Origin of the sequence: Mycobacterium celatum (assembly GCF_002101595.1) — a bacterium.
GTDB lineage: Bacteria > Actinomycetota > Actinomycetes > Mycobacteriales > Mycobacteriaceae > Mycobacterium > Mycobacterium celatum.
The window spans coordinates 33,003-57,860 of sequence record NZ_LQOM01000046.1; the positions used below are offsets into that span (position 1 = coordinate 33,003).

General features: G+C 67.2%; 24 protein-coding genes, 1 tRNA gene and 2 pseudogenes. 13 read left to right on the plus strand and 14 right to left on the minus strand.

Going from position 1 to position 24,858, the window contains the following annotated elements; all coding sequences use genetic code 11:
* Nucleotides 1-87: 87 nt before the first annotated feature.
* Both AWB95_RS19360 and AWB95_RS19365 read left to right on the plus strand, forming a co-directional pair.
* A complete protein-coding gene (locus tag AWB95_RS19360; RefSeq protein WP_062538413.1) occupies nt 88-609 on the plus strand; it encodes a phage holin family protein in 522 nt (173 codons plus the stop codon).
* Entirely contained in the window at nt 610-1,575 is a 966-nt protein-coding gene (locus AWB95_RS19365) for an alpha/beta fold hydrolase (protein ID WP_062538414.1), read from the plus strand.
* Here the strand turns inward: AWB95_RS19365 and marP are convergent.
* From marP to nth, 4 genes are read right to left on the minus strand one after another with little or no spacing between them, the layout of a single operon-like run.
* Entirely contained in the window at nt 1,568-2,758 is a 1,191-nt protein-coding gene (marP, locus tag AWB95_RS19370) for an acid resistance serine protease MarP (RefSeq protein ID WP_099539649.1), read from the minus strand. The genes AWB95_RS19365 and marP overlap by 8 nt on opposite strands.
* Nucleotides 2,758-3,519, minus strand: coding sequence for an NUDIX hydrolase (locus AWB95_RS19375; protein ID WP_085168533.1), 762 nt, complete (start codon nt 3,517-3,519; stop codon nt 2,758-2,760). The genes marP and AWB95_RS19375 overlap by 1 nt, the downstream gene beginning before the upstream one ends.
* A gap of 16 nt (nt 3,520-3,535) precedes the next feature.
* Nucleotides 3,536-4,174, minus strand: coding sequence for a TlpA family protein disulfide reductase (locus AWB95_RS19380; RefSeq protein WP_085168534.1), 639 nt, complete (start codon nt 4,172-4,174; stop codon nt 3,536-3,538).
* A 10-nt stretch (nt 4,175-4,184) separates the two neighbouring features.
* Nucleotides 4,185-4,922 (minus strand): endonuclease III, encoded by a 738-nt coding sequence (nth, locus tag AWB95_RS19385; RefSeq protein WP_169714715.1) that lies wholly within the window; start codon nt 4,920-4,922, stop codon nt 4,185-4,187.
* A gap of 143 nt (nt 4,923-5,065) precedes the next feature.
* Here nth and AWB95_RS19390 point away from each other — a divergent pair, with 143 nt between their 5' ends.
* Nucleotides 5,066-5,353 carry a hypothetical protein gene (locus AWB95_RS19390; RefSeq protein WP_085168569.1) on the plus strand — a complete coding sequence of 96 codons (288 nt, stop codon included), beginning with the start codon at nt 5,066-5,068 and terminating at the stop codon, nt 5,351-5,353.
* Nucleotides 5,354-5,452: 99 nt separating this feature from the next.
* Nucleotides 5,453-6,127: a cAMP-activated global transcriptional regulator CRP gene (gene crp, locus AWB95_RS19395; protein ID WP_023368605.1), complete on the plus strand. Its 675-nt coding sequence runs from the start codon at nt 5,453-5,455 to the stop codon at nt 6,125-6,127.
* A gap of 89 nt (nt 6,128-6,216) precedes the next feature.
* Here crp and AWB95_RS19400 read toward each other — a convergent pair whose 3' ends face one another.
* From AWB95_RS19400 to sp36, 3 genes are read right to left on the minus strand one after another with little or no spacing between them, the layout of a single operon-like run.
* Complete coding sequence (locus tag AWB95_RS19400; RefSeq protein WP_062539464.1) at nt 6,217-6,987, minus strand: MBL fold metallo-hydrolase; 771 nt, start codon at nt 6,985-6,987, stop codon at nt 6,217-6,219.
* The gene (locus tag AWB95_RS19405; protein ID WP_062539463.1) at nt 6,984-7,451 is read right to left on the minus strand and encodes a RidA family protein; all 468 of its coding nucleotides are present in this window, start codon (nt 7,449-7,451) and stop codon (nt 6,984-6,986) included. The genes AWB95_RS19400 and AWB95_RS19405 overlap by 4 nt, the downstream gene beginning before the upstream one ends.
* Nucleotides 7,448-7,609 carry a Sp36 family protein gene (gene sp36 / locus AWB95_RS23095; RefSeq protein ID WP_099539648.1) on the minus strand — a complete coding sequence of 54 codons (162 nt, stop codon included), beginning with the start codon at nt 7,607-7,609 and terminating at the stop codon, nt 7,448-7,450. Before sp36 ends, AWB95_RS19405 begins: the two co-directional genes overlap by 4 nt.
* Before the next feature lie 47 nt (nt 7,610-7,656).
* Between sp36 and bagA the strand changes: the two genes are divergently transcribed.
* Both bagA and bagB read left to right on the plus strand, forming a co-directional pair.
* The gene (gene bagA / locus AWB95_RS19410) at nt 7,657-8,679 is read left to right on the plus strand and encodes an ATPase BagA (RefSeq protein WP_099539647.1); all 1,023 of its coding nucleotides are present in this window, start codon (nt 7,657-7,659) and stop codon (nt 8,677-8,679) included.
* Nucleotides 8,676-9,809 carry an ATPase BagB gene (gene bagB / locus AWB95_RS19415; RefSeq protein ID WP_062539461.1) on the plus strand — a complete coding sequence of 378 codons (1,134 nt, stop codon included), beginning with the start codon at nt 8,676-8,678 and terminating at the stop codon, nt 9,807-9,809. The genes bagA and bagB overlap by 4 nt, the downstream gene beginning before the upstream one ends.
* Nucleotides 9,810-9,813: 4 nt before the next feature.
* On the opposite strand, the gene AWB95_RS19420 is transcribed toward bagB, so the two are convergent.
* Nucleotides 9,814-10,167 carry a WhiB family transcriptional regulator gene (locus AWB95_RS19420; protein ID WP_062539460.1) on the minus strand — a complete coding sequence of 118 codons (354 nt, stop codon included), beginning with the start codon at nt 10,165-10,167 and terminating at the stop codon, nt 9,814-9,816.
* Between the two features lie 325 nt (nt 10,168-10,492).
* Here AWB95_RS19420 and ponA2 point away from each other — a divergent pair, with 325 nt between their 5' ends.
* From ponA2 to AWB95_RS19450, 5 genes and pseudogenes are all read left to right on the plus strand, one after another.
* Nucleotides 10,493-12,928, plus strand: coding sequence for a transglycosylase/D,D-transpeptidase PonA2 (gene ponA2, locus AWB95_RS19425; RefSeq protein WP_085168535.1), 2,436 nt, complete (start codon nt 10,493-10,495; stop codon nt 12,926-12,928).
* Nucleotides 12,929-12,950: 22 nt separating this feature from the next.
* Nucleotides 12,951-13,907 carry a metallophosphoesterase gene (locus tag AWB95_RS19430; RefSeq protein ID WP_085168536.1) on the plus strand — a complete coding sequence of 319 codons (957 nt, stop codon included), beginning with the start codon at nt 12,951-12,953 and terminating at the stop codon, nt 13,905-13,907.
* Nucleotides 13,904-15,000: pseudogene (gene cds1 / locus AWB95_RS19435) on the plus strand (L-cysteine desulfhydrase Cds1). Before AWB95_RS19430 ends, cds1 begins: the two are co-directional and overlap by 4 nt.
* Before the next feature lie 370 nt (nt 15,001-15,370).
* A tRNA-Pro gene (locus tag AWB95_RS19445) sits at nt 15,371-15,444 on the plus strand.
* A 79-nt stretch (nt 15,445-15,523) separates the two neighbouring features.
* A complete protein-coding gene (locus tag AWB95_RS19450) occupies nt 15,524-17,317 on the plus strand; it encodes a thiamine pyrophosphate-requiring protein (RefSeq protein ID WP_062541644.1) in 1,794 nt (597 codons plus the stop codon).
* Nucleotides 17,318-17,329: 12 nt separating this feature from the next.
* Here AWB95_RS19450 and AWB95_RS19455 read toward each other — a convergent pair whose 3' ends face one another.
* On the minus strand, nt 17,330-17,878 hold the full coding sequence (locus AWB95_RS19455) for an SMI1/KNR4 family protein (RefSeq protein ID WP_062541643.1): 549 nt from the start codon (nt 17,876-17,878) through the stop codon (nt 17,330-17,332).
* Nucleotides 17,879-18,069: 191 nt separating this feature from the next.
* On the opposite strand from AWB95_RS19455, the pseudogene AWB95_RS19460 reads away from it, so the two are divergent.
* Nucleotides 18,070-19,438, plus strand: a pseudogene (locus tag AWB95_RS19460) (13E12 repeat family protein).
* 3 nt (nt 19,439-19,441) lie between these two features.
* Here AWB95_RS19460 and AWB95_RS19465 read toward each other — a convergent pair.
* Nucleotides 19,442-21,220 carry a glycoside hydrolase family 15 protein gene (locus AWB95_RS19465; RefSeq protein WP_062541717.1) on the minus strand — a complete coding sequence of 593 codons (1,779 nt, stop codon included), beginning with the start codon at nt 21,218-21,220 and terminating at the stop codon, nt 19,442-19,444.
* Complete coding sequence (locus tag AWB95_RS19470; protein ID WP_062541716.1) at nt 21,220-22,266, minus strand: glucose 1-dehydrogenase; 1,047 nt, start codon at nt 22,264-22,266, stop codon at nt 21,220-21,222. The genes AWB95_RS19465 and AWB95_RS19470 overlap by 1 nt, the downstream gene beginning before the upstream one ends.
* A 110-nt stretch (nt 22,267-22,376) precedes the next feature.
* On the opposite strand from AWB95_RS19470, the gene AWB95_RS19475 reads away from it, so the two are divergent.
* On the plus strand, nt 22,377-23,333 hold the full coding sequence (locus AWB95_RS19475; protein ID WP_180276002.1) for an iron-containing redox enzyme family protein: 957 nt from the start codon (nt 22,377-22,379) through the stop codon (nt 23,331-23,333).
* On the opposite strand, the gene AWB95_RS19480 is transcribed toward AWB95_RS19475, so the two are convergent.
* The 3 genes from AWB95_RS19480 to AWB95_RS19490 all read right to left on the minus strand — a co-directional run bounded on the left by AWB95_RS19480 (nt 23,316) and on the right by AWB95_RS19490 (nt 24,846).
* On the minus strand, nt 23,316-23,507 hold the full coding sequence (locus tag AWB95_RS19480) for a CDGSH iron-sulfur domain-containing protein (RefSeq protein WP_062541714.1): 192 nt from the start codon (nt 23,505-23,507) through the stop codon (nt 23,316-23,318). The two genes, AWB95_RS19475 and AWB95_RS19480, sit on opposite strands and share 18 nt — an antisense overlap.
* Entirely contained in the window at nt 23,504-24,202 is a 699-nt protein-coding gene (locus tag AWB95_RS19485) for a HemK2/MTQ2 family protein methyltransferase (protein ID WP_062541713.1), read from the minus strand. Before AWB95_RS19485 ends, AWB95_RS19480 begins: the two co-directional genes overlap by 4 nt.
* A gap of 86 nt (nt 24,203-24,288) precedes the next feature.
* Nucleotides 24,289-24,846 (minus strand): type 1 glutamine amidotransferase domain-containing protein, encoded by a 558-nt coding sequence (locus AWB95_RS19490; protein WP_062541712.1) that lies wholly within the window; start codon nt 24,844-24,846, stop codon nt 24,289-24,291.
* Between the last annotated feature and the right edge of the window lie 12 nt (nt 24,847-24,858).

Sequence of the window (24,858 nt, forward strand, 5' to 3'; positions counted from 1 at the left end):
ACCGCGACGACACGTCCGGCGACGACGCAGAGCGCGAAGCGCGATGGAAAGGAGCCGGACAATCAGGTTCAGCCGGGAGGACCGTCTGTGAGCAAGCCAGATCGCAAGAAGGCCGGGAGCAACGGGGTACCCAGCACACTGACCACGATCCCGTTGACCGACCCGCATGCGCTGCCCGTCGAGCCGTCGATCGGCGACCTGGTCAAGGATGCGACGGCGCAGATGTCGACGCTGGTACGCGCGGAAGTGGAACTGGCCCGCGCCGAGATCACCCGCGACGTCAAGAAGGGACTGACCGGCAGCGTCTTTTTCATCTCGGCGCTGGTCGTGCTGTTCTACTCGACCTTCTTTTTCTTCTTCTTCCTCGCCGAGCTGCTCGACACCTGGCTGTGGCGCTGGGTCGCGTTTGCGATCGTGTTCGGGATCATGGTGGTGTTCACCGCGGTGCTGGCGCTGTTCGGATTCTTGAAGGTTCGCCGCATCCGCGGACCGCGGCAGACCATCCAATCGGTCAAGGAGACCCGCACCGCCTTCACCCCGGGTCACGACAAGGCCGGCCAGCAGGCGCTCGGCACCGGTGGAACACCCGCTGACCCCTCGGGTTGGTAGATGGCGCCACCAGACCCGTCGGTGACCCGTATCGACGGGCCATGGCGCCATCTGGACATACACGCCAACGGTATTCGGTTCCACGTCGTCGAGGCGGCGCCGACCGGCCATGACGCGGGCACGCCGCCGACGGCCCGTCCGCTGGTGATCATGCTGCACGGCTTCGGCTCGTTCTGGTGGTCGTGGCGTCACCAGCTGCGCGGCCTGGCCGGGGTGCGCGCGGTCGCCGTGGATCTGCGCGGGTATGGCGGCAGCGACAAACCACCCCGTGGCTACGACGGCTGGACGCTCGCCGGCGACACCGCCGGGCTGATCCGCGCGCTCGGGCATTCGTCGGCGACTCTGGTCGGCCACGCCGACGGCGGGCTGGTCTGCTGGGCCACGTCGGTGCTGCATTCCCGGCTGGTGCGCGCGATCGCGGTGATCAGTTCACCGCATCCGGCAGCGTTGCGCGCTTCGGCGCTGACCCGTCGCGACCAGGCGCGTGCGCTGTTGCCGTCGCTGCTGCGCTACCAGGTGCCGATCTGGCCGGAGCGCGCGCTGACCCGGCACAACGGCGACGAAATCGAGCGGCTGGTGCGTAGCCGCGCCAGCGCCAAATGGGTTGCGTCCGAGGATTTCTCCGAAACAATCGGCCATCTGCGCCAAGCCATCCAGATTCCGTCGGCGGCACATTCCGCGCTGGAGTACCAGCGCTGGGCGGTGCGCAGTCAGCTACGCGACGAGGGCCGGCGGTTCATGAGGTCTATGAATCGTCGCGCAGGCATCCCTGTTTTGCACATCCGCGGTGACGCCGACCCCTACGTGCTGGCCGACCCGGTCGAACGCACCCGGCGCTACGCGCCGCACGGACATTACGTAACGGTCTCCGGCGCAGGGCATTTCAGCCACGAAGAGGCACCGCAGGAAGTCAACAGCCACCTGACGCAGTTCTTCGGGCAGGTGTACGGGCCCGAAATCAGCTGACGCAGGCGCCGGTGGCCACCGGCGCGGTGTCGCCGATCTTCGCGAGCTGACCGGCCACCTCTTTCGCGGTCAGCACAAAACCGGTGTCGTTGTCGTCGACCGCCGCACCGAACACTACGCCCAGCACCTTGCCGTTCAGGTCGATCAGGGGACCACCCGAATTGCCTTGCTCCACAGTGGCTCTGATGGTGTACACCTCGCGGTTGACGGTCGCGTCGCGATAGATGTCGGGACCGGACAGCTCGATGATCTCCCGCACCCGCGCCGGTGTTGCGACGAACCCGCCCCCGCCGGGATAGCCCAGCACCAGGGCGTCGGTGCCGCCCTTGACCGGGGCGTCGGCGAAAGCCAGCGGTCCGGACGGCAGGTTGGGCACCGCCAGAATGGCGATGTCGACGTTCGGGTCGTAGGACACCACGCTGGCGTCGTAGGGATTGCCGTTGGCCTCGACCGTGACGTTGTTCGCGCCGGCCACCACGTGCGCATTGGTCATCACCCGGTCGGGTGAAAGCACAAATCCGCTGCCTTCCAACACTTTCTGGCAGCTGGGCGCGATGGCGCGGATCTTGACCACACTGGGCTGGGTGGCCGCCACCACCGGGTTGCTGGCCAGCGCAGCATCGGGTGTCGCGACGGCGGCGACCGGTGTGCGGCTGAACGGCTCCAGCACCTGTGGCAGACCCGAGGTGTCCAGCAGCGAGGACAGCCGCTTGGGCACCGTTTTCAGCCAGGGCGGCGCGACCTGGTTCACCTCGGCCAGTACCCGCGAACCGCGCACCGCCGCAGCCAGATTGGGCTGACCGGACGACGACGTCAGCGGAGTCGCCAGCAGCCACGCCGCTATCAGTACCACCGCCATCTGCACCGCCACCCCGATGAGCGAGTCGAAGAACCGGATGATGCGGCTGCGGATTGCGCCCCGCACCGCCCGGCCCAGCACGACGCCGGCGACCTCACCGATGACGACCAACCCCAAGATCAAAAACAGCGCGGCGAACAGCTTGGCTCGCGGGGCGGTGATGTGGGTGACGATGTGCGGGGCCAGCAGTACCCCTGCGACCGCGCCGAGCAAGACCCCGACAAACGACAGCAGCGAACCCAATGCACCTGAGCGCCAACCTGATATGGCCGCGATGAAGGCGACTGCGAGCACCGCGATGTCCAACCACTGTGACGAGGTCATCATGCACCACCCTCATCGCCGACCAGAGCCATCGCTTCGTCGAGTTCGCGGACGTCGGTGGTGTCCCATGGCTGCGCCCAGCCCGCGACGTCGAGCATCGCGGAGATGACCTGGCCTGTGAAACCCCACACCAGCATCTCATTCAACAGGAACGCCGGGCCGGCGAAGCGGCGACTGAAGGTGCGGCGATAAACCATCAGCCGGTTGGCGGGATTGATGAAGGCCCGCACCGGAACCCGCGCGACGATCGCCGTTTCTGCCTCGTCGACGACGGCCACCGGCCCGGGATCGGGCGAATACGCGAGCACCGGGACCACGTGAAAACCCGACGGCGCGATGAAAGTTCGCTCCATGGTCGCCAGCGGATGCAGCCGAGCGACGTCGATGCCGGTCTCTTCGCGCGCCTCGCGCAGAGCGGTGGCCACCGGTCCGTCGTCATCGGGATCGCATGCCCCGCCGGGGAACGCCGCCTGACCGGCGTGGTGACGCAACGCGGAGGCGCGCACGGTGACCAGCAGGTCGGCGTCGTCGGGAACGCCGCCGTCGGGCGGGCCGGACTCCGGACCGGAGAACAGCACCAACACCGCGGCATCGCGGCCGTTGCGGCGGGCCGACGCCGTCGCCTTGGCGGCGGTCACCATCGCCAGCACGTCGGGGGGCAGTCGGCGGCGGAAGGCTTCCGGCACCTGGCCCACGTTGTCGACCAATGGACGCAGCCAGGACGGTCCGAGCTCCGGTGTCAGCGGAACCGCAGCGCTCAACCGGCCCTCCCTGGTCTCACCTCTGGCCTCCGACCGCGGCCGCGATCTCGTCGGCGGTGGCGAAGGCCCGCGGCAGGGTCTGCGCAACGCTACCGTCCGGCGCCAGCACCACTGTCGCGGGCATCACATTGGGTACCCGCAATGCGGCCGCGATCCGCCGCCGACCGTCCTGCAGAGTCGGCAGCCGGACACCCAGTTGGGCCAGCTGCAGCAGGGCGGCCGTTTCATTCTCGTCCTGGTGCACGGTCACCACCGTCACGGCCGGTCCGGCACGGCGCTGATACTCGGCCATCGCGGGCAATTCGGCCTTGCACGGCTTGCACCAGTAGGCCCACAGGTTCAGCAGCACCCGGCGTCCGGCGAGCGCACGAGCCACCTCGACCGTCGAGCCGTCGGCCGCACACTCCACCGTGATGCCGCGCAGCACCGGCGGCCCCGCGGCGGCGCCGGCGGCCGGACATGGGGGCAAGTCGGCGCGCCGGCGCGGTCCGGCCAGCGCCTCGGGGGTGTCGGCGTCGCGGTGTTCGCGGCCCGGTCCGCTGACCGAGGGTGGCGCCGACAAGTGATAGGTGTCGCGCATCTCGACCAGCAGCGCGCCCAGCAAGGCCGCGACCACGGCCAGGATCGCGATGGTCCAACCGGTACGGGCGCTCATGGCCGGCGCGCTACAACCCGGCCAGCGCCAGCAGGTGCTCTTTTTCGGGGCCCTGAACCAGCGGCGCGGCGATCAACGGATCGGTCGGGCCGGTCCCGAACGACGGGCAGTCCTTGGCGAGCACGCACACGCCGCATGCGGGTTTGCGGGCGTGACAGACCCGGCGGCCGTGGAAGATCACTCGGTGAGACAGGTCGGTCCACTCCTCGCGCTCGATGAGTTCGCCGACGGCGTGCTCGATCTTGACGGCGTCGTCCTCGGCCGTCCAGCGCCATCGCCGAACCAGCCGTTTGAAATGAGTGTCGACGGTGATTCCCGGGACGCCGAATGCGTTCCCGAGAATGACGTTGGCCGTCTTGCGCCCCACGCCGGGCAGCGTCACCAGCTCCTCCATGGTCGAGGGCACCTCGCCGTCGAACCGCTCGACCAATGCCTGCCCGAGACCGATCAACGACGCCGCCTTGTTTCGGTAGAAACCGGTGGGGCGGATGAGGTTTTCCAGTTCTTCGCGGTTGGCCTGGGCGTAATCCAATGCCGTGCGATAGCGGGCGAACAATGCTGGCGTGGTCAGGTTGACGCGCTTGTCGGTGCTCTGCGCCGACAGGATGGTGGCCACCGTCAGCTCCAGCGGATTGGTGAAGTCCAGCTCGCAGTAGACACGCGGAAACGCTTGTGCCAGTTTGCGATTCATTCGACGAGCTCGTCGCACCAATCCGAGGCGGGTCTCTTCAGACCATCGGCGGGCCACAGTGGCCTCGGCCTTGCCCGTTGTCACGTCCGACAGCGTACTTGCCAGCGATAGCCACTATTTTGTAATCCCACTGAGACCTTGGCCGTGTTTACTTCCTCCTTGTGTCGTGGCTGCTGGTGGCGTTCATTCCGGGGTTGCTGATGTTGGCGACGTTCGGGCTCAGCCGCCTCGAAGCCGGTTTGGTCGACGACACGCTCACCGCCCGCGACGTCGCGGAGTTCTTCGAACAGGCCGAGGCCGTCGACATGAGCACGCTGGCCCGCGAAGGCATGCCCGAGGCGCTGGACTGCCTGCATCGCCGTCGCGCCGAGTACGTGATCGAGGAGCCCGCGCCGCCGGTCAAGCCTCCGGGCTTGCCCAGGCCGCGGCACCGGCATTCCCGGACGAATCGGCAGTTTGGGCCGCCTCGGCACGCCAATCGTGTGTAGCGTTGGCACGTTGAGTTAACGGCCTACCTTTAGACTCAGCTCACAAAGCAAAGGTGGGCCGTGCGCGCATCACATTATTCAAGCAGCTAAGGGGCCAACGTGGACGAGATCCTGGCGAGGGCCGGAATCTTCCAGGGGGTCGAACCCAGCGCCGTCGCCGCGCTGACCAAACAATTGCAGCCCGTCGACTTCCCCCGCGGGCATACTGTTTTCGCGGAAGGGGAGCCAGGCGACCGGCTGTACATCATCATTTCGGGCAAGGTCAAGATCGGCCGGCGTTCCCCCGACGGCAGGGAGAACCTGCTGACGATCATGGGCCCGTCCGACATGTTCGGTGAATTGTCGATCTTCGACCCCGGGCCCCGGACTTCGAGCGCCACAACCATCACCGAGGTGCGGGCGGTCTCGATGGACCGCGACGCGCTGCGGGCCTGGATCGCCGACCGTCCGGAGATCGCCGAGCAGTTGCTGCGGGTGCTGGCCCGACGGCTGCGGCGCACCAACAACAACCTGGCCGACCTGATCTTCACCGACGTGCCGGGCCGGGTGGCCAAGCAGCTTCTGCAGCTGGCCCAGCGGTTCGGCACCCAGGAGGGCGGCGCGATGCGGGTCACCCACGACCTGACCCAGGAGGAGATCGCACAGCTGGTCGGCGCGTCGCGGGAAACCGTCAACAAGGCGCTGGCCGACTTCGCCCACCGCGGCTGGATTCGCCTGGAGGGCAAGAGCGTGCTGATCTCCGACTCCGAGCGGCTGGCGCGGCGAGCGAGGTAAGGCTTCCGCCGCAAGGCTTCCGCCGCGAGCGTGCGCAAACCCGGGAGTCGGCCCGGCGTGTCTGCCGGCGACACGCACGCTCGCGAAGGTCAGCGACGCAAGTAATCCAGCTGCGCCTGCACCGACCACTCGGCGACGTCCCACAGCTTCTCGTCGACGTCGGTATAGACGTGCTCGACGACTTGGCGCACGCTTGCGTCGTCGCCGAGATCGCGCAGCGCCGAACGCACCTGCTCGAGCCGCTGTTCCCGGTGCTCCAGGTATCCGGTGGCGACCGCCGCCAAGTCGGCCAGATCCGGCCCGTGGCCTGGCAGCACCCGCCGCGGCCCCAGACCCCGCAGCCGGCGCAGCGACTCCAGATAGTCGGCCAGGCTGCCGTCTTCCTTGTCGATCACCGTCGTGCCGCGCCCCAGCACGGTGTCCGCGGTGAGCACGGCATCGTCGAGAACGAACGACACCGAGTCGGCGGTGTGCCCGGGCGTGGCCAGCACGCGGATCGTCAGCCCCGCCGCCTCGATCACTTCGCCGTCGGCCAGATGACCGCCGAGACCGCGCAACCACCCGCTGCCCACCGATCGCACCGGCGCACCGGTCGCGTCGACCAGCTTGTCGATGCCGTCGGTGTGGTCGCCGTGCCGGTGGCTGATCAGTACCAGCGCGATCCGGCCGACGGCCGCGACTCTGCCGATGTGCTCGTCGTCGTCGGGTCCGGGGTCGACGACCACGGCCTCGTCGCTGCGCGGTCCGCGCAGCACCCAGGTGTTGGTGCCCTCCAGCGTCATCAGGCCGGGGTTGTCGGCCAGCAGCACCGACGCGCTGTCGGTGACCGGTCGCAGCTGTCCGTAAGCCGGGTGCTTCAGCGCCCGACCTCCACCACCAGCTCGACTTCCACCGGCGCACCCAGCGGCAACTCGGCAACCCCGACCGCCGAACGGGCATGCGCGCCGCGATCCCCGAACACCTCTGCGAGCAGCTCCGACGCGCCGTTGACGATCCCCGGCTGACCGGTGAACCCTGGCCCGGAGGCGACGAACCCGACCACCTTGACCACCTGGGTCACCGCATCGATGCCCACCAGCGAATCCACCGCCGCGAGCGCGTTGAGCGCGCAGACCCGGGCCAGCGCCTTGCCCTCTTCGGGGGTCACCTCGACGCCGACCTTGCCGGTGCCGGCCAGCTTGCCGTCCTGCATCGGTAACTGGCCTGCCGTGTACACCAGGTTGCCGGTGCGCACCGCAGGAACGTAGGCGGCCAGCGGCGTCACCACTGCCGGGAGCTCGATGCCGAGCTCAGAGAGCCGGGCCTTGGCAGACCCCGCGCTCACTTCGGGCGTTTCAGATACGCGACGTGTTGCTCACCCGTCGGCCCGGGCAGCACAGAAACCAGCTCCCAGCCGTCGGCACCCCACTGGTCGAGGATCTGTTTGGTGGCGTGCGTCAAGAGCGGGACGGTGGCGTACTCCCACGCGGTCGGTTGGGTCATAGTCCGAGCTTATCGGTCGGGTGACAACGCACGTTGGTTAGCATGCATTGGTGGCGACCACACCGAGCGGCGGGACTTCCATCGGCTGGCCAGCGCGACTGGAGAAGGCCCGCTTGCATTTCGTGACCGGCAAGGGGGGCACCGGCAAGTCGACGGTCGCCGCCGCGCTCGCCCTGACTTTGGCGTCCGGCGGGCGCAAGGTGTTGCTGGTGGAAGTCGAAGGGCGCCAAGGGATTGCGCAGCTTTTCGACGTGCCGCCGCTGCCCTACAAAGAGGTCAAGATCGCGACCGCCGAACATGGCGGCCTGGTCAACGCCCTCGCCATCGACATCGAGGCCGCGTTCCTGGAATACCTCGACATGTTCTACAACCTCGGTATCGCCGGCCGGGCGATGCGGCGCATCGGCGCGATCGAATTCGCCACGACGATCGCGCCGGGCCTGCGTGACGTGTTGCTCACCGGAAAGATCAAGGAGTCGGTGATCCGCGTCGGCAAGGACCGGCAACCGGTGTACGACGCGGTCGTGGTAGACGCGCCGCCGACCGGTCGCATCGCGCGCTTTTTGGATGTCACCCGGGCGGTGGCCGATCTGGCCAAGGGTGGGCCGGTGTATTCGCAAAGCGAGGGCGTGGTGCAGCTGCTGCATTCCGACCAGACCGCCGTCCACCTGGTGACGCTGCTGGAAGCGCTGCCCATGCAGGAAACCATGGAGGCCATCGACGAACTACAGGAGCTTAATCTGCCGATCGGCAGCGTGATCGTCAACCGCAACATCCCGGCCTACCTGCAGCCCGACGACCTGGCGAAGGCGGCCGAGGGCGATATCGACGCCGACGCGGTGCGGGCCGGGCTGACCAAAGCCGGGATCACGCTGAACGACGCCGATTTCGCCGGCCTGCTGACCGAGGCCATCCAGCACGCCACCCGGATCACCGCCCGCGCCGAGACCGCCGAGCAGCTCGACGAGTTGCAAGTGCCGCGGCTGGAGCTCCCCACGATCGCCGACGGTGTCGACCTCGGCAGTCTCTACGAGCTCTCCGAAGTGCTTGCGCAGCAAGGAGTTCGATGAGTACCACCCCGCCGAGACTGGACGTGGCCGCTATCCTGGCGGACAAAACCAATCGGGTGGTGGTGTGCTGCGGCGCCGGCGGCGTCGGCAAGACCACTACCGCCGCCGCGATGGCGTTGCGCGCGGCCGAGAACGGCCGCACGGTCGTGGTGTTGACCATCGACCCCGCCAAGCGGCTGGCACAAGCATTGGGAATCAACGATCTTGGCAACTCGCCGCAACGGGTACCGCTGGCTCCCGAAGTGCCCGGCCAGCTCTACGCGATGATGCTCGACATGCGCCGCACTTTCGACGAAATGGTGATCCAGTACTCCGGACCCGAACGCGCACAAGCGATCCTGGACAACCAGTTCTATCAGACGGTCGCCACCTCGCTGGCCGGCACCCAGGAATACATGGCGATGGAAAAGCTCGGCCAGTTGCTGAGCCAGGATCGCTGGGATTTGGTAGTGGTGGACACCCCGCCCTCACGCAATGCGCTGGACTTCCTGGACGCGCCGAAACGGTTGGGCAGCTTCATGGATAGCCGGCTGTGGCGGCTGCTGCTGGGGCCCGGACGCGGCATCGGCCGATTGGTCACCGGCGCCGTCGGCCTGGCGATGAAGGCGCTGTCGACCGTCCTGGGCTCCCAAATGCTTTCCGATGCAGCAGGTTTCGTGCAGTCGCTAGATGCCACCTTCGGCGGGTTTCGGGAGAAGGCGGACCGCACCTATGCACTGCTGAAGCGCCGCGGTACGCAGTTCGTGGTGGTGTCGGCGGCCGAGCCGGATGCACTCCGTGAGGCGTCGTTCTTTGTCGACAGGCTCTCCGAGGAGCGCATGCCACTGGCAGGGCTCATCCTGAACCGCACCCATCCGATGCTGTGCTCGTTGCCGGTGGAGCGGGCCATCGACGGCGCCGAGACGCTGGAGAGCGAATCCGACTCCGGCGACCTGGCCAGGGCGGTCCTGCAGGTTCACGCCGACCGGGCGGCGACATCCAAGCGGGAGATCCGGCTGTTGTCCCGGTTCACCGGGGCCAATCCGCACGTCGCGATTGTCGGGGTGCCGTCGCTGCCGTTCGATGTCTGTGACCTCGAGGCGCTGCGCGCGATCGCCGACCAGATGACGGCTACTAACGGCGCGGCGTAAGGGCTTAGCCAGCGCTGCGGTGCTTGCGCTGCGCAGCGAAGAACTCCGCCCAGGACTCCACCTCGGGATGCTGCTTGAGCAGTGCGCGTCGCTGGCGTTCGGTCATGCCGCCCCACACCCCGAACTCGACCCGGTTGTCCAGCGCGTCGGCGCCGCATTCCAGCACCACCGGACAGTGCCGGCAGATCACCGCGGCCTTGCGTTGCGCGGCGCCGCGGACGAAGAGCTCGTCGGGGTCGGCCGCCCGGCACAGCGCCTTGGACACCCAGGCGATCCGCGACTCGGAGTCAGCACGATGAATGGTGTTTCCCGCCGGTGCAGTGCTCGCCCTCCGCGCCGCGGTCCGTGTACCTGACACCAGCGTCCCCTCTTCGCTCCTACCGCCAGTACGACGGCCCCGACTCGCGGTGCAGATCGGCGATGCGATCTACGCCACATCATCCACGTCGGTGTTACCTGTATCTCACTGTGCGTCTAAGTTAGGTGGTCAGGTGCCAATTGCGCAACGGTTTGATAAGCCCTTTTTTGGCACAACTGTGCCGTCCGATCATGATGGGGACCGCCTGACAGGTCGGAAGAACCACCGAATAGGCCCTGACCTGTGACGCTGGGGCAAATATGCTCATCAGCCACTCGAGATGACTCCAGATGACTTCCGTCGCGGCGCCGCTAGTCTAGTAGCCATGCCGGAGCCGGAGCACCCCCAGACCGCTATTACGGTCGCCAAGCTCGCCGGGTGCTGCCTGCTGGCCAGTGTCATCGTCGCGGCCCTACTGTTTCCTGCCGTCGGCGGCATCGGGCTGATGTCCAACCGCGCCTCCGAAGTCGTCGCCAACGGGTCGGCTCAGCTACTCGAGGGCGACGTCCCCGCCGTCACCACGATGGTCGACGCGAAGGGCAACACGATCGCCTGGCTGTACTCGCAACGCCGCTTCGAGGTGCCCAGCGACAAGATCGCCAACACCATGAAGCTGGCAATCGTCTCGATCGAGGACAAGCGGTTTGCCGAACACAACGGCGTCGACTGGCAGGGCACGCTGCACGGGCTGGCCGGCTACGCGTCCGGCGACGTCGATACCCGCGGCGGTTCGACGATCGAGCAGCAGTATGTGAAGAACTATCAACTGCTGGTGATCGCGCAGACCGACGCCGAGAAGCGCGCGGCCGTCGAGACCACGCCGGCGCGCAAGCTGCGCGAAATCCGGATGGCGCTCACCCTGGACAAGACCTTTTCCAAGCCGGAGATCTTGACGCGTTACCTGAACCTGGTTTCGTTCGGCAATAACGCTTTTGGTGTCCAGGACGCCGCACAAACCTACTTTGGCGTGAATGCATCCGAGCTGAACTGGCAGCAGGCGGCGCTACTGGCCGGGATGGTGCAGTCGACCACCGCGCTCAATCCGTACACCAATCCCGAGGGTGCCCTGGCACGGCGAAACCTGGTGCTGGACACCATGATCGAGAACCTGCCGCAGGAGGCCAACGCGTTGCGCGCTGCCAAGGCGGAGCCGCTGGGAATTCTGCCTCAGCCCAACGAATTACCGCGCGGCTGCATCGCGGCGGGCGACCGCGCATTCTTCTGCGACTACGTGCAGGCGTATCTGGCGCGGGCCGGGATCAGCAAGGAGCAGGTCGCCCGCGGCGGCTACACCATCCGGACCAACCTGGACCCCGACGTGCAGGCTTCGGTGAAGTCGGCGATCGATGCGTACGCCAGCCCGGACCTCAACGGCATCGCCAGCGTGATGAGCGTGATCCGGCCCGGCAAGGACTCGCACAAGGTGATCGCGATGGCGAGCAACCGCCGCTACGGCCTGAACACCGATGCGGGCGAGACTATGCGGCCGCAGCCGTTCTCTCTGGTCGGCGACGGCGCGGGGTCGATCTTCAAGATCTTCACCACCGCCGCCGCGCTGGAGATGGGCATGGGCATCAACATGCAGCTGGAGGTGCCGGGCAGCTTCCAGGCCAAGGGCATGGGCAGCGGCGGCGCCAAGGGCTGTCCCAAGGAGACGTGGTGCGTGGTCAACGCCGGCAACTACCGCGGGTCGATGAACGTGACAGACGCGCTGGCCACCTCCCCGAACACCGCGTTCGCGAAGTTGATCCAGATGGTGGGGGTGCCGCGTGCGGTGGACATGGCGGTCCGGCTCGGGCTGCGTTCCTACGCCGATCCGGGCAGCGCCCGCGACTACGACGAGAACAGCAACGAGAGCCTGGCCGATTTCATCAAGCGGCAGAACATCGGCTCGTTCACCCTGGGGCCGTTCGAGGTCAACGCGCTGGAGTTGTCGAACGTCGCGGCGACGCTGGCCTCCGGCGGAAAGTGGTGCCCGCCCAACCCGATCGACAAGCTGATCGACCGCGACGGCAATGAGGTCGCCGTCAGCACCGAGGCGTGCGAACAGGTGGTGCCGGAGGGCTTGGCGAACACCCTGGCCAACGCGCTGAGCAAAGACTCGCAGCCCGGCGGCACGGCGTCGGGGTCAGCCGCGGCGGCGGGCTGGACTCTGCCGATGTCCGGCAAGACCGGTACTACCGAGGCGCACCGCTCGTCGGGCTTCGTCGGCTTCACCAACCAGTACGCGGCCGCCAACTACATCTACGACGACTCCAGCTCGCCGTCGGATCTGTGCTCCTCACCGCTGCGGCGCTGCGGCGACGGCAACCTCTACGGCGGCAACGAGCCGGCCCGCACCTGGTTCACCGCGATGAAGCCGATCGCGGACAAGTTCGGCGAAGTGAAGCTACCGCCGACCGACCCGCGCTATGTCGACGGCGGCCCCAATTCGCGAGTGCCCAGCGTCGTCGGGTTGGACGTCGACGGGGCACGCCAGCGTCTGAAGGAAGCCGGTTTCCAAGTCGCCGATCAACCGACGTCGGTCAACAGCAGCGCCAGGTACGGGGAAGTGGTCGGAACGACGCCGAACGGCCAGACCATCCCGGGCGCCGTCGTCACCATCCAGATCAGCAACGGCGTCCCGCCGGCCCCGCCGCCACCGCCGGAAGGTGCGCCGATCGGCTCGCAAGTCATCGAGATTCCCGGGCTGCCGCCGATCACGATCCCGTTGTTGCCGCCGCCGGCGCCGCCGGGCGAGCCGCCACCGCCGCCGCCCTAGTCTCGAGCAGTAGCATGCCTGCATGCCCGCATCCGCAGTTTTGAAAACCACCGGCGCCGTCGCGCTCGGCTCGGCCGTCGCTGGCATCGGTTATGCCTCGATCATCGAACGCAACGCGTTCGTGGTGCGAGAGCTGACCATGCCGGTGCTGGCGCCGGGCTCGTCGCCGTTGCGGGTGCTGCACATCAGCGACATCCACATGCGGCCGGGCCAGCGCCGAAAGCAGGCATGGCTGCGGGAACTGGCCGGCTGGGAGCCCGATCTGGTGGTCAACACCGGCGACAACCTGGCCCACCCGAAGGCGGTGCCCGCGGTGGTGCAGACCCTGGGCGACCTGCTGTCGCTGCCGGGTGTTTTCGTCTTCGGCAGCAATGACTACTTCGGTCCGCGGCTGAAGAACCCGATGAACTACCTGACCAATCCCGGGCACCGGGTGCACGGCCAGCCACTGCCCTGGCAGGATCTGCGGGCGGCGTTCACCGAGCGCGGCTGGCTGGATTTGACCCACAACCGTCGTGAGCTCGAGGTGGCCGGTCTGCACATCGCGGCGGCCGGCGTGGACGACCCGCACATCGCCCGCGACCGCTACGAGACGATCGCCGGCCCGGCCAGCCCCGCCGCCGATCTGCGGCTGGGGCTGACCCATTCGCCCGAGCCGCGGGTGCTGGACCGCTTCGCCGCCGACGGCTACCAGCTGGTGCTGGCCGGCCACACCCACGGCGGTCAGCTGTGCCTGCCGTTCTACGGTGCGCTGGTGACGAATTCGGGCCTGGATCGTTCGCGGGCCAAGGGCGCCTCGCGCTGGGGTGCCACGATGCGTCTGCATGTTTCGGCGGGGATCGGCACGTCGCCGTTCGCGCCGGTGCGGTTCTGCTGCCGGCCGGAGGCGACGCTGCTGACGCTGATCGCCGCGCCGACCGGCGGCCGCGACCCGCACCGCAACCGGGGGCGTTCGCAGCCGACGTATTCGGTGCATTGAGCGACGGCGCCCGGGTCGCCGATCGCAGCAGGCCGCGCGGCTGGACGGACAACGCGATTCGGCTGATCGAGGCCGACGCGCGCCGCAGCGCCGACACTCATCTGCTGCGCTACCCGCTGCCGTCGGCCTGGAGCGCCGACGCCGACGTCGAGCTCTATCTCAAGGACGAGACGACCCACATCACCGGCAGCCTCAAACACCGGCTGGCCCGCTCGCTGTTCCTCTACGCGCTGTGCAACGGCTGGATCGGCGAGGACACCACCGTGGTGGAGGCGTCGTCGGGGTCGACGGCGGTGTCGGAAGCGTATTTCGCCGCGCTGCTGGGACTGCCGTTCGTCGCGGTGATGCCGGCATCGACCAGCACGTCCAAGGTCGCATTGATCGAATCACAAGGCGGGCGTTGCCATTTCGTGCAGCATTCGGGTGACGTGTACGCCGAGGCGGAGCGGGTGGCCCGCGAGACCGGCGGGCATTATCTGGATCAGTTCACCAACGCCGAGCGAGCCACCGACTGGCGCGGCAACAACAACATCGCCGAGTCGATCTATGTGCAGATGCGCGAGGAGAAACACCCGATCCCGGACTGGATCGTCGTAGGGGCGGGCACCGGCGGCACCAGCGCGACGATCGGCCGCTACATCCGCTACCGGCGCCACTCCACGCGGTTGTGTGTGGTCGATCCGGAGAACTCCGCGTTTTTCGCCGCCTACACCGAGCGCCGTGACGACGTCGTCGTCAACGCGTCGTCGCGCATCGAGGGAATCGGGCGGCCACGAGTGGAGCCGTCGTTTCTGCCCGACGTGGTCGACCGGATGGTCTCGGTTCCCGATGCGGCGTCGATCGCGGCCGCCCGCCACGCCAGCACGGTGCTGGGGCGTCGGGTCGGCGCGTCGACGGGGACCAATCTATGGGGAGCCTTTGGCCTGATCGCCGAGATGGTTGCAGCGGGTCGGTGGTCACGCTGCTCGCTGACAGCGGCGACCGCTACGCCGACACCTATTTCTGCGACGAGTGGGTCAAGGCCCACGGGCTGGATCCAGCCCCGTCGGCTGCGGCGCTGGCCGAGTTCGAGCGGTCAGGCAGCTGGGCGTGATCCCAGGCTTCCTGCGCTTCGTTGGCCGGAGCGGTCACCAGTAGCCACAGCACACCGAGGACCAAGAGTCCGCCGAACACCACGGCGCCAAGGACCGTCATGATTCTCTCGCTTCCGTTGCCGAATTCGGTGCATATAAACCGTACTGATACCGCCGGCTATTCCGCTGCATAGTGTGAGGCACGTCGCGCGGCCTGCCGCGGTGTGATCCACGCGGCACCCCGCCGGTTCGCTGTTCGGCTACCCGGCGACGGCGCGCGCAATTCCGCTTTGGCGAGTGGCCGCACTGTCGCGCGGCGACCCACTGCGCCCGACTCCGCCGCGCTTGCGATCACCGCGGGCCGGTGCGATACGCTGTCGTGGCTTCACGCGGGGTGTGGCGCAGCTTGGTAGCGCGCTTCGTTCGGGACGAAGAGGCCGTGGGTTCGAATCCCGCCACCCCGACATTTTTATGCGTCTAACCGGGGCACTCCCTGGGTAACCACCTTCCTGTTATCTGCTCCCGGACAGGAAGAGGTGTGCAATGGCAAGCGCTCTGGTTGCCGACTTCGTGTTGGAACGGCTGCGCGATTGGGAGATCGAGAAGGTTTTCGCCTACGCCGGTGACGGCATCAACGGTCTGCTCGCAGCCTGGGGGCGCGCCGACAACAAGCCGAAGTTCGTGCAGGCCCGCCACGAAGAAATGGCCGCGTTCGAGGCTGTCGGCTATGCGAAGTTCTCGGGCCGGCTCGGAGTGTGCGCCGCGACGTCGGGACCGGGCGCGATCCACCTGCTCAATGGGCTCTACGACGCCAAACTCGACCGGGTTCCGGTGCTGGCGATCGTCGGGCAGACCAACCGCAGCGCGATGGGCGGCTCTTATCAGCAAGAAGTCGACCTGATGAGCCTCTTCAAGGACGTGGCGAGCGAGTACATCCAGATGGTGACGGTGCCCGAGCAGCTGCCCAACGTGCTCGACCGGGCCATCCGCACCGCGCTGACCAGGCGCACGGTGACAGCCGTCATCATTCCGGCCGACGTGCAGGAGCTCGAATATTCGCCGCCGAGCCACGCATTCAAGATGGTGCCGTCGAGTCTGGGATTCGAGTGGCCCGAGGTCGGCGCCTCCAAGGAGGGCTTGCAGAAGGCCGCCGAGGTGCTCAACGCCGGCGAACGCGTCGCCATGCTGGTCGGCTGCGGGGCGAAGGGAGCAGTCAAGGAGGTCACCGAGATCGCGGATCTGCTCGGGGCGGGCGTCGCCAAGCCGCTGCTGGGCAAGGACGTGCTCTCCGACGAGCTGCCCTGGGTGACCGGTTCGATCGGGTTGCTCGGCACCCGGCCCAGCTATGAGCTGATGCGTGATTGCGACACGCTGTTCACCGTCGGCTCGAGTTTTCCCTACACACAGTTCCTGCCCGGGTTCGGCGACGCCCGCGGCGTGCAGATCGACATCGACCCGGCGTTGATCGGCATGCGCTACCCCAACGAGGTGAACTTGGTGGGCGACGCCGCGGCGACGCTGCGGGAGCTCATACCTCTCATTCAGCGCAAGTCCGACCGGTCCTGGCGGGAGAAGATCGAGAAGAACGTGCAGCGCTGGTGGGAAACCATGGAAATGGAAGCCAACGTGTCCGCGGATCCGATCAATCCGATGCGGCTGTTCGCGGAGTTGTCACCTAAATTGCCGGACAACGCGATCGTCACCGCCGACTCCGGGTCGTCGGCGAATTGGTATGCGCGCCAACTGAAATTCCGCGGCAACATGCGCGGTTCGCTGTCGGGCAACCTGGCCACGATGGGTCCGGGCGTGCCCTACGGCATCGGCGGCAAGTTCGCCAACCCGGAGCGCCCGGTGATCGCGTTCGCCGGTGACGGTGCCATGCAGATGAACGGGATGGCCGAGCTGATCACGATCGCGCACTACTGGAAGGAGTGGGCCGATCCGCGGTTGATCGTCGCGGTTCTGCACAACAACGACCTCAACCAGGTGACGTGGGAGATGCGGGCGATGGCCGGTGCGCCGAAATTCCCTGAGTCGCAAACGCTTCCGACTGTGGACTACGCCGGTTTCGCGGCCAGTCTCGGTCTGGGCTCGGCGACGCTCACCGATCCGGAGCAGATTGGCTCCGCGTGGGATCAGGCGCTGGCCGCCGATCGGCCGACGGTGCTCGATGTGCACTGCGATCCCAACATTCCGCCGGTGCCGCCGCACGCCACGTTCGACCAGATGAAGGCCGCCGCGACGTCGGTGCTCAAGGGCGACGAGGACGCGTTCGGCATCCTGAAGGAGGGCATCAAAGTCAAGGCGCAGGAGTTCATTCCGCGCCGCCGCAAGTAGGAACGCAAACAGTTACGAAGCCGGCCCGGGCACGAACGATCCGCGCATCTCCTCCAGCGCCTCGCCGCCGAACACCTCGGTTGGAAACCGACCCGCGATGAGGTCAGTGAGATAGGCGACCAGTCCGCCGGGGTGGTAGTCGTTCGTCCATCCATCAGCGATGACAACTACCGCCCAGTCGTTTGGGTTGTCACCGCTCATGTACCAGTAGCCCGTCTCGCCGCCCGGCGCACCACCCCAGCCGTAGTACGGCACCGGATCAACATCCCCGATCACCATCGGGGCTTTGGATCCGTCCGGGTAGATCCAGCTGTGGTCGTCGTAGGCGTCGCGCAAATCGATCAACGACTGCCGGCAATAGGCCCCGCCTTCGATCAAGTGGTCGCGGGTCGGTGCCATCACCCCCAGGTAGCCACCAAACGACCCCCCACCGTAGGTACTGATGAATTCCTTGTAATCGTCCGGTAACGCGAATCCCACGGCGGTCTCGACCGCCCCAAAGTCATAGCGAGGTACCGACTTTGGGGGCGATACAAGACGGGTCAGTTCGTCAAGCGACATAACCGGACCCTACGAGATGTCCCCTGATGATACGAAAACCGGTCATGATGGCCGCCGCGGATCGGTTCCCGAACCCCGCCGACTCGGGTTCAGCTTTAGTCCCACTAACCACTGTAATTGACTTGCGCCACTGTGGTTTTGGCTGTGGATTACTGGTGGCGCCTGTCCGGGTTGGCTGATACTATTCGAACATGCGTTCGGACAGCCGGGAAGAGATCGTCGAGGTCTTCGACGAACTCGACGCCTGTCTCAAACGCGCCCTGGACCTGTCCTTCGAGGTGTTGAGCACCCCGGAAGCTCTGGCCATGCTGGGCCGCTGCGAAACGCTGCGCCGCCGCCTTCCCGCCGTCGAGCATCCGTTGATCAACCAACTCGGTGCGCAGGCCGAGGAGGCCGAGCTGGGCGGCACGCTGCGCTTCGCGCTGGCCCAGCGGCTGCGCATCACCCCCGCCGAGGCCTCCCGGCGCATCCGCGAAGCCGAAGACCTCGGCGCACGCCGCGCGGTCACCGGCGAACCGTTAGAGCCGGTGTTGCCCGCGACCGCCGCCGCCCAGCGCGCCGGGCAGATCGGTCCCGGTCGTGTGGCGGTGATCCGCAGCTTCATGCACCGCCTGCCCGGGTTCGTCGACGCCGAAACCCGCCAGCACGCCGAAGCCCACCTGGCCGGGCTCGCCGCGCAGCATCGCCCCGATGACCTGGACAAGCTGGCCGACAAACTCACCGACTGCCTCAACCCCGACGGTGATTTCAGCGACGACGACAGGGCCCGGCGACGCGGTCTGACGCTGGGCCGCCAACAGCCCGACGGCATGTCACAACTGAGCGGCTGGGTAACCCCCGAGCTGCGCGCCACCATGGAAGCGGTGTGGGCCAAGCTGGCCGCCCCCGGCATGTGCAACCTCGAAGACCCCGCCCCCGTGCTCGACGGGACACCCCCCGAGCAGACGGCCCAGCGCGACACCCGCGGGCCCGCGCAGCGCAACCACGACGCGCTGCTGGCCGCGTTGCGGGCGCTGCTGGCATCCGGAAACCTGGGTCAGCACAACGGGCTACCGGCCACCATCATCGTCACCGCCACCCTCAAAGAGCTCCAAGCCGGCACCGGTCACGGGCTCACCGCCGGCGGGACCCTGCTACCGATGTCCGATGTGATCCGGATCGCCTCCCACGCCCACCACTACTTGGCAATTTTCGATAAAGGCACAGCGCTGGCGCTGTATCACACCAAACGCCTCGCCTCACCCGCCCAAAGAATTGTGTTGTACGCCAAAGATCGCGGCTGCACCTTCCCCAACGTGCCCGGTGCCCGGCTACCACTGCGAAGCCCACCACTGCACCCCGTATGCGAAATGCCGCACCACCGACGTCAACGACCTAGCGCTGGGCTGCGGCGGGCATCACCCGCTGGCCGAACAAGGCTGGACTACCCGCAAGAACGCGCGCGGCGACACCGAATGGATACCACCCCCACACCTCGACCACGGCCAACCCCGCACCAACAGATACCACCACCCCGACAAACTCCTCCGCGACGACGACGACCAAGACGACGGACCTTAGCGCTTAACCCGTCTGGGTCGACGACCCGCCGAGTTGCCTCGCGGTGTTGACCAGCCCGACCATGCTGAATGCCTGCGGCGTGTTGCCCACCAGCCGCTGGGCCGAAGTGTCGTACTCCTCGGACAGCAACCCGACATCGTTGCGCAGGCCCAGCAGTTTCTCGAATAGTTTGCGTGCCTCGTCGCGGCGCCCGATGCCGTGCAGCGCGTCGGCCAGCCAGAATGTGCACACCAGGAAGGTGCCCTCGGTGCCGGGCAGGCCGTCGCCGCCGCCGTCGGCTTCGGGGTCATAGCGCATCAAAAATCCGTCACTGGACAGCTCGCGTTGAACGGCCTCCACAGTTCCGACGATGCGGCGATCGGTCCATGGCAGAAAACCAACGCGGGGAATCAGCAGCAGTGCGGAATCGAGACCACGCGAGCCGTAGGACTGGGTGAAGGTCTGGCGATCGGCGTCATAACCCTTTTCGCAGACGTCGGCGTGGATCCGCTCGCGCAAGTCGCGCCATCTGTCGACCGGCCCGTCCAGGCCTTGGGTTTCCACGGTGTGCACAGCGCGATCGACTCCGGCCCAGGCCATCACCTTGGAATGCACGAAATGGCGTTGCGGGCCGCGGACTTCCCACAAGCTGGAATCGGGTTGGTCCCAATTGCTTTCGAGAAAATCCAGCAATGCCCGCTGAATGTCCCACGCCTCATCCACCGCCTGCATCCCGGTTTCGCGGGCCAGGTGCAGCCCGTCGAGGACCTCGCCATAGACGTCGAGCTGGAACTGGCCGGCGGCTTCGTTGCCGATGCGCACCGGCGCCGAGTCCTCGTAGCCGGACAGCCAGTCCAGGGTCAATTCGGGCAACCGGCGGGTGCCATCGACGCTGTACATGATTTGCAGCTTCGCCGGATCGCCGGCCACCGCCCGCACCAGCCAGTCCCGCCATGCCTGAGCCTCTTCGAGGTAGCCGGTGCCCAGCAGCGCCTGCAACGTGAAAGTGGCGTCGCGAAGCCAGCAGTATCGATAGTCCCAATTACGGATGCCGCCAAGGGATTCCGGCAACGACGTGGTGGCCGCAGCGGTGATTCCGCCGGTGGGGTCGTAGGTGAGCGCTTTCAGTGTGATCAGCGCGCGACGCACTGCGTCTTCCCACGGTCCCCGGTAAGTGCACTGGCTGATCCAGTCGGTCCAGAACTCCTCGGTGTCGTGCAGCGCGCGATCGGCTTGGGCCCGGACAGCGTCGGGGCGGTGCGACGACACGTGCGTCAGCACGAACGGGACCTTTTCGCCTGCGGCAACGTCGAATTCGGCGACCGTCGACATGTGCTCGCCGTGCAGGTCGACGGGCGTGGTCAGACACAAGGTGTCCGGGCCGGCGATCGCGATTAGGCCTTCCTCGCTGCGGCGAATCCACGGCACCACGCTGCCGTAGTCGAATCTGATCACCAGGTCCATGCGCACGCGCACTCGCCCGGACAGCCCTTCGACCACCCGGACCACGTCGGCCGCCTCTCCGCGCGGCGGCATGAAATCGGTGACCCGCACCGACCCGTCGTCGGTGTCCCACTCGGTGTCCATGATCAGCGTGTCGCCGCGGTAGCCGCGCCGGGTGCACGGTCCGCCGGCGGCCGGCGCCAGGCGCCAATGGCCGGCGGACTCGTCGTGCAGCAGCGCGGCAAAGCACGAACCCGAGTCGAACCGGGGCAGACACAACCAGTCGATGCTGCCGTCGCGTCCCAAGAGGGCCGCGGTGTGCAGGTCGCCGAGCAGCGCGTAATCCTCGATTCGCGCCATCAGAGTTCGATGATCACTTTGACGTCGCCGTCGGCCGGCTGGAATGCCTCGCCTGCCTTCTCCAGCGCAACCCGTCGGGTGATCAGGCCGTCGAGCCAGTCGTTGTCGGCGCGGGCCAGCACCTCGGCCCCCTGCTGGTAGTGGCGCAAGTTGGCGTTGACGGAGCCGACGACGACGTCGTTCTCCAGCACGATGTCGCGGTTCACCAGGCCGGCGTCGACGTTGATGGTGTGGCCGCCCGACGACACCCCGGTCAGGCAGGTGATGCCGTAGGTGTCGGTGTTCATCAGGGCGCCGAACACGACGCTGCCCACCCCGGTGGCTTCGATGACGACGTCGGGCCGCAACTTCTTGGCCACCGACTCGATGTCCTCATGGTGGTAGTTGGCACCCAGTGATTTCACCAGATCCGGCTTGGGACCGTCGGTCACCCGGTCCAGCACATGGGTGTCCAGCCCGCGCTGCACCCCGATCAGCGCCGCCAGCAACCCGATTGGCCCGGCACCGGTGATCAGCGCGCGTTTGGGTTCGAACCAGCCGCGAGCACCGATGCGCTCGACCTGCTCCCAGGCTTTGCACACCACAGTGGTGGGCTCCAGCAGCATCCCCACGCGTTCCAGCGACGGGTCCAGTCGCACCGCGTAATCGGTTTCCACACACCAGGTTTGGCTGCCGTAGCCGTCGAGCTCCTTGATGCCGCGCTCGCGGTAGCGGCCGTTACGGCACATGTCGAACTCGCCGGCCGCACATGCCCCGCACGGTTCCGGGTCGGGGCGGCGCACCACGCCGACCACCAGATCACCGTCGCTGAACTTGCTCGACGCCGGCGCCTGCCGCACCCGCCCCAGCGACTCGTGACCAAGCACCAGGCGCGACGAGCCGGGCGGGGCCCAGCCGTATTCGCCGGACACGATCTCCTTGTCGGTGCCGCACACCCCCATCGCCACACCGTCGACCAGCATTTCGTTGTCCCCCGGGGTGGGGTCCGCCACGTCGGATACCCTCAGCGAGCCCTTTTGGCCAGGCTCTACCGTCAGCGCACGCATACCAACTCCTTACCCGTTTGACGGGTGGCTAATCGCGGGTACACCCGTGCGTGACCCACACACAGATCACGCTGGAACCCCGGCTGCCGGCGGCGCATGGACCGTTGTCGATGGCCGTTCGCCGCAGCCTCACCGAACCCGCACCGCGCGACCAGCTGGCGCGCATCGGTTCTTCCGTGCGGGAGTCGGATCCTTACGGACTGGACCTGCAGCTGGCCCTGTACATGTGCTACGAGCTGCACTACCGCGGCTTCGCCGGTGTCGACCCGACCTGGGAATGGAATCCCGGGTTGCTGCACCTGCGCGGGCAGCTGGAGCGCGCCTTTTTGGCCGGTGTTCGCCGCGACGTCGGCCTTATCGATCCGGATCGCACCGCTGCGGACGAAATGGATGCGCTCTCAATCGAATCCGTCGACGGAACGGGCCCGTCCTACTGGCTGCGCGACAACGGAACCTGGGGGCAGATGCGCGAGTACTTCGTGCACCGGTCGCTGTATCACCTCAAGGAGGGCGATCCACACGCCTGGGCGATTCCGCGGCTGGTTGGCCAGGCCAAGGCGTCGTTCGTCGCGGTCGAATACGACGAGTACGGCGCCGGGCGCGGCGCGCGCGTACACCAGCAGCTGTTCGCCGACCTGCTGACCGCTGCCGGACTGGATGCGACGTACTTGGGTTATCTCGACGCGGTCCCGGCGGAATCGCTGGCCGTGGTGAACCTGATGTCGATGTTCGGCCTGCACCGCTGGTTGCGCGGCGCGGCGATCGGGCATTTCGCGGCGACGGAGATCACCTCGCCGCCGGGTTCGCGCCGGCTGGTAGAGGCGCTGCAGCGCCTGGGCGCGCCTGCGGAGTGCGTGGCGTTCTACAGCGAGCACGTCGAGGCCGACGCGGTGCACGAGCAGGTGGTGCGCCGCGACGTGGTAGGCGACCTGGTCGCCCGCGAACCACAGCTCAACGGCGACGTGGTGTTCGGGATCCGCGCCCACGCGATGATCGAAGACCGGCTCGGCGACGCGATGGTGACGGCGTGGAAAGCCGGTGAGTCCTCGCTACGACGCCCGCTTTAGTCCGCGGCACCGCCGATGGCTGGTGTCGCACAGCGGATAGTTCTTGCTGCGCCGGCAGGTACACACGGCGACCATGAAGCGGTCGGATTCGACGACGCTGCCGTCGGGCATCTCGATGCGCACCGGCCCGTCGATCAGGATCGGCCCGTTGGGAATGACCTGGACGCGCGTCATGGCTTGTCCGCCCTTATCACAACCAGCTGCTCATGCCGGCAACCGCGCGGGATGCGGCCGGTGTCCTCCAGCCAGCGGGCCCGCGCCGACATAACGGGGCCGAACGGGATCCATTGGGTGGCAACGACTTCGGCATCCAAGCCGGTTGAACGCAACGTGTCAAGCGACTGTTCGACCCCCGAAAAGCGAGAGTGCACCAGCAGCATCGAGCCGCCGTCGCACAGCAGGCTGGACGCCGACTCGCACATCGGGTCCAGCACCAGCCTTCCGTCGACCCCGGCGTTCCACGCCCAGGCCGGCCCGGCAGCGCGCGGGATCGCTTCGCTGTTTCCGGCCGGCGGGGTGGGCACGTACGGCGGATTCGACATGATGACTTCGAACGGCCCGCACTCGAGCGCACCGATCCACGACCCCTCCCGCACGTCGACGTCGACGCCGGCGTGGAATGCATTGCCCTGTGAGCACCGCACGGCGCGGGGACAGATGTCGAACGCGGTCACGCGGGCCGCGCCGAGTTCCGCAGCGGCGATCGCGATATAACCGCTGCCGGTACACAGATCCAGCACCCGGCGTCCAGGCACGAGTCCGGTGCGTTCCATGGTGTCGACGAGCAGTTGCGAGTCCTGTTGCGGCGGGTACACCCCATCGGCGGCCAGGGAATCCGTCACGGGCGGCGCCAGATACGAAGCGGTCACATGGGCCCTTCCGACACGTCGCCGCGACGGTCGCGGCGCATGGCGTTTTCTATGCCCGCAATCCGCCGGGTTGAAACAAGGCCGGATCAGGCGCCGGTTGGCGCGTGGGCAAATTTCTCCACGATGGTCGAGCAAAACGCCGGCAGATCCGACGGTGAGCGACTGGAGATCAAATTCCCGTCGATGGCCACTTCCTCGTCGACGACGTTGGCGCCGGCGTTGCGCAGATCGGTGCGAATGCTCGGGTAGGAAGTGACCGTCCGCCCAGAAACCACACCGGCCTCGACCAGACTCCACGGCCCGTGACAAATAGCGGCGACCGGCTTTCCGGACTCGACGAAGTCGCGCACGAACGAGATCGCCGAATCGTCCAGGCGCAGCTTGTCCGGGTTCACCGTGCCGCCGGGCAGCACCAACGCGTCGAAGTCGTCGACCGACACGTCGGACACCGCCCGGTCGACCGGGAACGTGCCCGCCGGCTCCAGATCGTGGTTGCGGGCCTGGATTTCACCGGTTTTCAGCGATACCAGCTCGGTCTGCGCGCCCGCCTCTTCCAGGGCTGCCCGGGGTTGTTCGAGTTCCACCTTCTCCACGCCGTCAGCGGCCAGGAAAGCAACTCTCTTGCCTTGCAGTTGGTTCGGCATTGCTTGCGCTCC